Consider the following 6,652-nt stretch of genomic DNA (forward strand, 5'->3'; position numbering starts at 1 on the left):
CCCCCGTCCCTCCGCCTGCAGGAGCCCGGGGTTTTTATCACTTGGCCGATCAGGCTCGGAAGCATAGCTCTAAGCAGAAAACAAACCAAATTATCATCATAATTGAGAAAAACATTCTAATAATCGCTGGAAAATAGCACTCGACAAAGTCTACTGATTTTATAGATTAACCGCCGAAGACGGAGGTCGATATGTCCTATTTCCAGAACGCCCGGACTGCCCGCAAAGGCCAAAGGCTTGGTTCTGACCAGACTTGGCGGCCGGCCTATGCAGGCGCCTTTGCCTATCTCGTTTTTGCCCTTGCGTTTGTGTTCACCGGAGCGGTTGTTCTGGGCCTTATCCCTTGACCATGAAGTCCCGAGCCGTCGGGCCCTGAATGATCAGGGGGTAGCGACCTGCCGCTTTCAGAATACCGGAGTTGAATGAACCGAATTCAGGTGCGCTTTTGCGCGCCCGTGATCCCAACGTGATGGAGGAGATGGCAATGCCGATCGAGTTCACGCATGTTCCCGGTAAAACTCACCCCGCCGACTCAACCGTGCCGTTTTTCTACGATTTCGCGGAAACCGCGACAAAGCTGTCGCTGGTCGAGGACATCGGTTTCCAAAAGATCGTCGTCGACGATCCGGCTGGGCTGCTGACCAATATGGATATTGCCGCCCAGGCGCTGAGCCGCACCTCATCTCTGGAGGTCGTTCTCGCACATTGGGCGGGTGTGATCGAGCCGACGGTGGCGGCGCGGCAATTGGCAGCCCTCGACGCAGAAAGTGGCGGTCGGCTGTCGCTCAGGATGCTCAGCGAGCCGCTGAGCGACGACGATGCCGAGGCACGTCCGGTCGGCCATACGGTCGTCTGGCAGCGGATCGACGAATATCTGGTGCTGCTGAAGCGGTTATGGTCGAACGACAGGCCGTTCGATCATGAAGGCGCCTTCTACAGCGTCAGGGCCGGCTATGTGCCGCGCAAGGGACCGCATGGCGCCGACATGACCATCCGGATGGGCGGACAGTCCGGAACGGCCCTCAGGGTCGCCGGGCGGCATGCCGATGTCTTCGAGCTGACGCCAGGTTCGCTCGACGAGATCCGGCAGCTGATGGAGCGGGTGCGCAGTGCCGCCGCCGAACACGGCCGGGCCGGCAAGCTGCGTTTCGCGCTTCCCGTCAGGATCCGTTCGGAGGACAACGCCGCCTGTCAGAAGGCGGTCGAAATTGCCGGGCCTCCGGCGCAGGTCGCGCTGGCGCTGCTTCCTTACGCGGCCTTGGGAATCCAGGAATTCATGATCGTTGGCGTCGACAGGCCACGCGAAATCGCGACGGCTGGCCGCGAGGTGATCGCGCTGTTGCGCAACTCGGTGGCGCGTCGCGAGGCCGATGCCCCGCAGCCCGAGGCGTTTGCGTCCCGCGTGGTCCGGGAAACACGTGCCGCAGGCTGAACGCTGGTTATTTCAGGACGCGTTCGACAATGTCGCCGAAGGTCGGCGGGTCGAACGCCGGCAGAATGAGAGGCTCGACGAAGCCGTCGCGCCGGGCCGTCAGCACATACTGCATCATGGCCTCGTTATCAGGCATTTCAAAAACCTGAACGAAGTCATAGGCGCCGAGCGTGGCATAGAAGGCGACGGATTTGCCGCCAAGTGCGGCAACCCGCTCCTCGCTGATTTTCCGGCGATTGGGGCTGCCGGCAAGCTCAGCCAGCCCCTTGTCGGTCAACCGCATCAGCGAGACGTAAAGCCGGCCGGTCTTGGCTGCGGCGGGTGTGTCGGCAATATCTTCGGGCATATCAGTGCGCCTTGCCGGAGAGTAGCGACAGCGCCGCGATAACGGCGCTTGAATCGGTCAGCGCGCCGAAAATCCCATTTTCGACCGTCACCATGTGGAGTGCAGCCTCATGCGCATATCTGTCGCCGCTGGCGCAAGCATCCGTGATCGTCAGGCACTGGAAATTCCGGTCGCAGGCCTCGCGCAAGGTCGTGTGCACGCAGACATCGGTCGTGCATCCTGAAAACAGCAGATGCGTGATGCCCTGCGCGCGCAGCACGTGCTCGAAATCGGTGTAGGTGAAAGCGCCATTGCAGGTCTTGTCGACGATGATGTCCTCAGGCGCGACGTCGATCTCGGGAACGATCTGGAAGCCGGGGCTCGAACGCAGCAGGATGTCGGTACCCTCGAGGCCGGCCCGCTTGCGGCGCCATTTCTCGTAGGGCGTCATGTCGGCCATGTCGGCCCGGTAGCCTTGCCTGGTGTGGATGATTTTCAGGCCTGCCGCGCGGGCGACCGCGATCAGGCGATTGACCGTCGGCAGAATGGCTCGCAGCGGGCTCGGATCGTATCCCTGCTTGGCAAAATAGCCAGATGTCGACAGGAAATCGCCCTGCAGGTCGATGACGACAAGAGCAGTATGTCCAGGCACCAGCCTGCCGTCATAGGGGAAATCGAAAGGTGTCGCCTTGATCATTTTTCTCTCTTCTCCAGCGAGATATGTTTCGTCGGCTCAAGACCCCCGGGTTTCGTTCGGCAGGACGCCGATAGCGGACGGGTCAATGCGGCAGTCGATGACTTGTCCGGGAACGGCCGCGACGGCTGCTTCCGAGCGCAGCGTCGCAACCATCTGTTCGCCGGTCGCCGTCTTGAGCAGGATGCGTTCCAGCGCGCCGACAAAGGAATTCTCGACGACCGTCGCGCGAAAGCCGATCTCGTCGTCCGTTGCCTGCCCGATGCGGATGTCCTCGGGGCGCACCCAGACAGTGAGTGTGTCGCCGGGGCGCTCACGGCGGCCCTTGACGGGGGCAGAACCGAAGCGCGTGCCGAACGCCTCGACCATCGTCTCGTCATCATCGGCACGATGGCCGGACAGGAAATTGTTCTCGCCGAGAAAACCGGCGACGAAGCGCGTCGACGGTTTTTTGTAGAGGTCGCGGGGCAGCCCGATTTCGACGATGCGGCCATGATTGAACACCGCGATGCGATCGGACATGGCGATCGCCTCCTCCTGATCGTGGGTAACGTAGACGAAGGTCACCCCGGTCTCGCGATGCAGCCGTTTCAGTTCCTTCTGCATGGATTCGCGCAGCATGCGGTCGAGCGCCGAAAGCGGCTCGTCGAGCAAAAGGATGCGCGGCCCGAAGGCCAGGGCGCGGGCGATGGCAACGCGCTGCTGCTGGCCGCCCGACAATTCGCGCGGCTTGCGCTCGGCCAGATTGTCGAGGCCGACCAGCGACAGCATTTCGGCCACCCGCGCGGCGATCTTCGGCTTCTCCCATTTGCGGACGCGGAGGGAGAAGGCGATGTTGTTGGCGACGGAGAGATGCGGGAACAGCGCATAACCCTGGAAGACGAAGCCGAAATTGCGGTCCTCGGGGTCGACATGGGTGATGTCCTTGCCGTCGAGGCGGATCGTCCCCTTGCTCGGCGTGGTGAAGCCGGCCAGCGACATCAGCAAGGTCGTCTTGCCGGACCCCGAGGGCCCGAGCAAGGTGACGAACTCTCCCGCCTCGACCGAGAGGTCGATCCCGGTCAAGGCGGTGACCTTGTCATAAGTCTTTTCGAGATCGTCGATGACCAGCAATGCCATCAGTTCGAGACCATATCAGATCGGGTCCCTGATCAGCGGTGCGGTCGAGCAATGCAGGCCGCCGCCGCCGAGTTCGACCGTCTCGTAATTGCAGGTCAGCACGGTGATCCCGGCCGCGTCGAGCCTGTCGGCCAGGCGCTTCGAGCGGCTGCCATGCATGATCACCCGGCCGGGCGCGACGGCCAGGCAGTTGAGCGACATGGCGCTGTCCTCGGGAGGCAGTTCGATCATCTTGATGCCGCGCTTCTCCAGATATTCAATGAACGGGTAGGGCAGTTCGTTGACATTGACGATCGCCGTCTCGACGTCGACCATAATGAAAGCGCCGTCGATGTGAATACGGTATCCGGGCATCGGCACCTTGATCAGCGTCACGCCGAGGCCGGCGAGGATGCTCTCGACCTGCCGCACGCCTTCCGGGTTGCAGGCGATTGAGACCGTGCAGACGGCGGTCTTGGCATCGATGAAGGCAAAGCCGCCGCCTTCGAAGACGGCCGATCCGTGGATGGTGCCGAGGATCGGGCATCCGGCCTTGGCCAGCGCCCGTGTCACCGGCAGTTCCTCGCCGCGGCGCACCCGCCGCGCCAGGCGGGTGACGATGGCGCCGCCCGGAATGCCGATGACGCTGTCGCGCGTGTAGATCTGCTTCATCGCGCCGGGAGCGGCCTTGTCGACGAGAATGACGTCGACGCCTTCCGAACGCAGCAAACCGGTGAATTCGTCGTGGGCGCGCTGCATGGCGGGCAGGTCGGGCATGGTGCGGCCCATCCAGTACCAGCCTTTTTCCGGATCGCCGAAGCCGCCGACTTCGGGCATCGGCTTGTTCTCGACGACGGAAAGCTCGTCGCCGGGGCGATGCATCAGGACGGCGCGCAGCTTGCCGACATCGTTCGAGCAGCCCCAATGGCGGCCCCATACCGGGATCTGCTCCTCAGCGGTGTCGAAGCCCGGTTCCGGAACGGAGCCGAAGATGCTGAAGAACTTGTTCTCACGGTATTCGTTGTCGCTCATCGCGGTGCTCATGGGTATTCCTTTCCTTTCGATCTGTTTCCGAGGTGTTTGAATTTAGAATTTCCGTTGCCGTTGCCTGCGTTCGATCAGCGCTCGTGCGACCAGCGCCAGCACGGTGACGACGAGCAGGACGGTGGCGATCGCCGCCAGCGCCGGGTCGACGGCATCCTGGATGCTCGTCCAGATGCGGCGCGGCAGCGTGACGACGGCGCGTCCGGTGATGAACAGCGTCACCGTGATCTCGTCCCAGGACGCGACAAAGGCGAGCAGGGCGCCGGCGGCAACGCCGGGAACGATATTCGGCAGGATCACCTTGCCGAACACGGTCATCGGCCTGGCGCCGAGGCTTCTCGCCGCCTGCACCAGCCGCTGGTCGAGGTTGGAGAGCGACGCGCCGATGGCCAGCACGGTCAGCGGCAGGGCCAGCACGACATGCACCAGGACGACGCCGGTGTAGCTGTCGAGCAGCGACAGCCGCGCCCAGAGCTTGACCATGCCGACCGCGTAGATGATCGGCGGCACGATCATCGGCGACAGCAGGAGGATGCGCATCAGGGACGGCCACCAGCCGCCCGCCGCCCAGGCGCCGACGGCGAAGGCGACGCCGAGAGCCGTGGCGATCGCGGCGCAGGCCAGCGCGATGCCGGCGCTGGTCAGCATGCTTGGCAGCCAGCCCTTGCTCCAGTCGGTCAGTGCCGCGAAATGCTCCATCGAAATGCCGTCCTGCGGCAGCGACAGGTAATCGCGGTCGGTGAGCGCGACCGGGATCACCACCAGGATCGGAACGAACAGGAAGCCGAGCAGGCACCAGGCGAGCAGGCGCGGCAGGCCGACTTCTATGATGCGCCGAAGCCTCATTGCTGCGGCCTCGCGACGAAGGCGGCGCGCAGCGCCGGGCTGCGCATGGCAGCGAAGACAATAATGCCGACCACCAGAAGCAGCATCGTCGACAGCGATGTTGCCAGATCCCAGCGCGAGGTGCTCGATATCTGAACCGAGATGTATTCGGCGATCATCAGGGTTTTGCCGGCGCCGAGCAGAGCAGGCGTGACCAGGAAGCCGAGTGAGAAGACGAAGACGAACAGAGTCGCAAGCGCGATGCCGGGCAGGCTGAGCGGCAGCCAGACGCGCCAGAAGATCGTGGCCGGGCGTGCGCCTAGCGAGCGCGCCGCCTGCATGATACGGCGGTCGATGTCCGACAAATTGGCATAGAGCAGCAGGATGGCGAACGGCATCATGTAGTGCACCATGCCGATGGTGACGCCGAAGAGATTATAGACGAGGTCGAGCGGGCTCGAGATGACGCCCATCTCCATCAAAGCGCTGTTGAGAACGCCGCGCCGGCGCAAGATGGTGATCCAGGAAAATGCCCTGACCAGCACCGATATCCAGAACGGCACCAGCACCAGGAACAGCGAGATGCGGCGCCAGCCTGCCGACATATGGATGATGGCGAAGGCGACGACGTAACTCGCCAGCACGGTCAGCACCGTCGTCATCAGAGACACTTTGAGCGTCGTCATGACGACGCGGCCCACGGCTGCGTTGGCGAACAGGCTCTGGTAGTTGGCAAGGCCGAACTTCGGCTCGGTCAGGCTCAATGCCAGAACCTGCAGGATCGGCGCTGCATAGAGGCCGATCGCCACCAGGCTGGCGGGAACGGTCAGCAGCAGAGCTGTTGTCTTGAAATTGCGCATCGGATCAAATTCGCATCGGATGAGAGGCCGCCGCCTTGCCGGCGGCAGCCCTTCCCTGTTGGCTCGTCAATCAGCTCGAGATGAAATCCAGATACTTGTTCTGGAGCTCGGTCTCGTGTTCCGCGTAATAGGCGGGGTTGAGCATGATCTGCGAGGCCGCGTTCTCCTTCGTCGTCGGGTTCACGGCGGCGTCCGCCGGCGTCATCAAGGCCAGGGTCTTGGGATTGGAAGGCCCGTTGCCCATGATCTGCAGCAGCACGAGCTGGCCTGCCGGATCGAGTGTCGAATTGATGAAATCGAACACTTTCTTGCCGGCGGGATTGCCCTTGGGAACCGACCATGCGCTGGCCGAAAGGATAGTCTGTTCCCAGATC

The 6,652-nt window shown here is 62.9% G+C and carries 7 protein-coding genes and 1 pseudogene; 1 reads left to right on the forward strand and 7 read right to left on the reverse strand.

The features are described 5' to 3' along the window. Positions 1 to 484: 484 nt before the first annotated feature. The gene (locus tag EOC93_RS32020) at positions 485 to 1,432 is read left to right on the forward strand and encodes an LLM class flavin-dependent oxidoreductase (protein ID WP_127206614.1); all 948 of its coding nucleotides are present in this window, start codon (positions 485 to 487) and stop codon (positions 1,430 to 1,432) included. A gap of 7 nt (positions 1,433 to 1,439) precedes the next feature. Here the strand turns inward: EOC93_RS32020 and EOC93_RS32025 are convergent, their stop codons facing one another. The 7 genes and pseudogenes from EOC93_RS32025 to EOC93_RS32055 form a co-directional block, all read right to left on the reverse strand. After that, a complete protein-coding gene (locus EOC93_RS32025) occupies positions 1,440 to 1,778 on the reverse strand; it encodes a GYD domain-containing protein (RefSeq protein ID WP_127206612.1) in 339 nt (112 codons plus the stop codon). 1 nt (position 1,779) lies between these two features. Then, positions 1,780 to 2,454, reverse strand: a complete 675-nt coding sequence (locus EOC93_RS32030) for an isochorismatase family cysteine hydrolase (protein WP_127206613.1) — start codon at positions 2,452 to 2,454, stop codon at positions 1,780 to 1,782. A gap of 36 nt (positions 2,455 to 2,490) precedes the next feature. Continuing rightward, the gene (locus EOC93_RS32035; protein ID WP_095484990.1) at positions 2,491 to 3,570 is read right to left on the reverse strand and encodes an ABC transporter ATP-binding protein; all 1,080 of its coding nucleotides are present in this window, start codon (positions 3,568 to 3,570) and stop codon (positions 2,491 to 2,493) included. A 15-nt stretch (positions 3,571 to 3,585) separates the two neighbouring features. Next, positions 3,586 to 4,593, reverse strand: coding sequence for an arginine deiminase family protein (locus tag EOC93_RS32040; RefSeq protein ID WP_006327249.1), 1,008 nt, complete (start codon positions 4,591 to 4,593; stop codon positions 3,586 to 3,588). A gap of 42 nt (positions 4,594 to 4,635) precedes the next feature. Continuing rightward, positions 4,636 to 5,439 (reverse strand): ABC transporter permease subunit, encoded by an 804-nt coding sequence (locus EOC93_RS32045; protein WP_095484992.1) that lies wholly within the window; start codon positions 5,437 to 5,439, stop codon positions 4,636 to 4,638. Next, positions 5,436 to 6,278, reverse strand: a complete 843-nt coding sequence (locus EOC93_RS32050; RefSeq protein ID WP_095484993.1) for an ABC transporter permease — start codon at positions 6,276 to 6,278, stop codon at positions 5,436 to 5,438. The genes EOC93_RS32045 and EOC93_RS32050 overlap by 4 nt, the downstream gene beginning before the upstream one ends. A 70-nt stretch (positions 6,279 to 6,348) precedes the next feature. After that, a pseudogene (locus EOC93_RS32055) lies at positions 6,349 to 6,652 on the reverse strand (ABC transporter substrate-binding protein); the annotation flags it as partial.

This window comes from Mesorhizobium sp. M6A.T.Ce.TU.002.03.1.1 (genome assembly GCF_003997275.1).
Classification (GTDB): Bacteria; Pseudomonadota; Alphaproteobacteria; order Rhizobiales; family Rhizobiaceae; genus Mesorhizobium; species Mesorhizobium mediterraneum.

Excerpts from the sequence above, each read along its gene's own strand:
- EOC93_RS32020 (WP_127206614.1), top strand. The coding sequence starts at position 485 with ATGCCGATCGAGTTCACGCATGTTCCCGGTAAAACTCACCCCGCCGAC.
- EOC93_RS32025 (WP_127206612.1), bottom strand. The coding sequence starts at position 1,778 with ATGCCCGAAGATATTGCCGACACACCCGCCGCAGCCAAGACCGGCCGG.
- EOC93_RS32030 (WP_127206613.1), bottom strand. The coding sequence starts at position 2,454 with ATGATCAAGGCGACACCTTTCGATTTCCCCTATGACGGCAGGCTGGTG.
- EOC93_RS32035 (WP_095484990.1), bottom strand. The coding sequence starts at position 3,570 with ATGGCATTGCTGGTCATCGACGATCTCGAAAAGACTTATGACAAGGTC.
- EOC93_RS32040 (WP_006327249.1), bottom strand. The coding sequence starts at position 4,593 with ATGAGCACCGCGATGAGCGACAACGAATACCGTGAGAACAAGTTCTTC.
- EOC93_RS32045 (WP_095484992.1), bottom strand. The coding sequence starts at position 5,439 with ATGAGGCTTCGGCGCATCATAGAAGTCGGCCTGCCGCGCCTGCTCGCC.
- EOC93_RS32050 (WP_095484993.1), bottom strand. The coding sequence starts at position 6,278 with ATGCGCAATTTCAAGACAACAGCTCTGCTGCTGACCGTTCCCGCCAGC.